The organism is Anaeromassilibacillus sp. An200 (genome assembly GCF_002160025.1).
Classification (GTDB): Bacteria; Bacillota; Clostridia; order Oscillospirales; family Acutalibacteraceae; genus Caccousia; species Caccousia stercoris.
This window is the reverse complement of sequence record NZ_NFJU01000118.1, coordinates 1-1,437: the sequence shown is the minus strand read 5'-3', so window position 1 is coordinate 1,437 and position 1,437 is coordinate 1. Positions and strand designations below refer to the sequence as shown.

The window sequence follows — 1,437 nt, the reverse complement described above, 5'->3', positions numbered from 1 at the left end:
TTTTTCAGGTAGAAGTCATGCACCCACTGGCTTGCCGTCAGGATCTCATAAGGCACCACAAAATCAGCCTGCCCCGCATAATTGCTGTACTGCAAAGAGGCGCTGATAAGCTTGACCTCGTTTTGGTGCCGGGTGATCTGTGCCAGGAAACGCCTGCTGGCTCCCACAACCGCCACCGTGATAACCGAAAACTTCTGTACGGCGGGGTGCGGCAGAGAAGCGATCCGTTTGACCGTATCGGCAGTATAGGCTTTCTCATAAAGGGCCAAAAGGTCATCCATGGAATGGATCGCATGGCCCCGCTGGGTGAGCCTTGCCGCAAACACCATGTTTTTCTCTGCTTCCTGTACCGCAGTGCAGTTCAAAATTTTAGTTTCAATCTGATTGATGTTCCAATTCCTCCTTTATCACAGCTTTTAGTAAAAACAGATAGTTAAGGCTGTCGGTGATCTTTTCCTCCCAGACAGGCAGCTCAAAAGTTTTCCGGTCCGTAAAGCACATATCATAAATGGAGATGATGTGCTTTGCCATCATCCCGGCCAAAGCCCGCTGCGGGGTGCTGTCCTGGATCGCAGCCGCCGCTTTGAAGGCGCTGAGCCGGTCCGGGTTGTCGCCGGTATATTCTTTGGCCTTCTGAATCAGAAGCCCTTCACACTGCCGTACCTGTTCCCGGAAAACAGCCTGAAATTCTTTTTGTGTCATAACTCACCCCGCTTTACGCCGTAGGAAGATAAATCCAATCGTGCATCAGGCACACGCTGGGTTCATCCTCCCGCGGGATCAGCCGGAAGGCGCACTCGGAATACACCGTGCGCTTATCCTCAAATTCCATGTTGTAGGCTTTATAGAACCGGTATTCCAGGTTGGAGATCACACACCGGAGCATTTGAAGGGCCTCCCGCTGGGAAGTGACAATGCAATCCCGGTCAATGCTCCGTTTTAAGGCCAGCAGGGATTTATAAAGCTGTACTTCCGTCCGGTAAGGGCGGGCATACCGTTGATCCAGCCAGCCGCAGAAGGCCACCGGGCCGCTCTCGACCACATGCGCCTCCGGGTGGTGGAAGCCGTAGCTGTCCAGGTTGGCGGTATTCAGAAGGTAGAGCATTTCTTTCAGCTCCGCACTGGGCATATCGTAAAACCGCAGCATGGAGCGGTAGAGATGGACATATCCGGGAATGGGAACAATGTTATTTACCATTGCAAATCCTCCATATATAGAGATGGGCGCGGGAGCAGCCGGCATCCCGCGCCATCTTTCTAAAATCTGTTATTCAGTTACAGCTACCAGCCTGCCCATGACGATAAAGCGGTCAGCGCCGCCATTGGTACAGGTGGAAAGGGTCAGCACCTTGTCGCTGGAAGTGACGGAAACGCCCGTTTCGATCACAGAACGCTCCTGCATTGCGGAAAGCCAGGTCGTATAAGCGCCGCTGTCTT

Annotated in this window: 3 protein-coding genes; all 3 read right to left on the bottom strand. The window is 53.0% G+C overall.

Annotated elements, in window-relative coordinates; all coding sequences use genetic code 11:
* On the bottom strand, nucleotides 1–329 hold a 329-nt coding region (locus B5F35_RS18125), incomplete at its 3' end, for an FAD-dependent thymidylate synthase (protein WP_140401297.1).
* A gap of 46 nt (nucleotides 330–375) precedes the next feature.
* Entirely contained in the window at nucleotides 376–702 is a 327-nt protein-coding gene (locus tag B5F35_RS18120; RefSeq protein WP_087243073.1) for a hypothetical protein, read from the bottom strand.
* A 13-nt stretch (nucleotides 703–715) separates the two neighbouring features.
* Nucleotides 716–1,198, bottom strand: a complete 483-nt coding sequence (locus B5F35_RS18115) for a hypothetical protein (RefSeq protein WP_087242875.1) — start codon at nucleotides 1,196–1,198, stop codon at nucleotides 716–718.
* Nucleotides 1,199–1,437 lie beyond the last annotated feature (239 nt).

What these genes read in the sequence shown, in the direction of transcription:
- B5F35_RS18115 (WP_087242875.1), bottom strand. Translation starts at nt 1,198, where the DNA reads ATGGTAAATAACATTGTTCCCATTCCCGGATATGTCCATCTCTACCGC.
- B5F35_RS18120 (WP_087243073.1), bottom strand. Translation starts at nt 702, where the DNA reads ATGACACAAAAAGAATTTCAGGCTGTTTTCCGGGAACAGGTACGGCAG.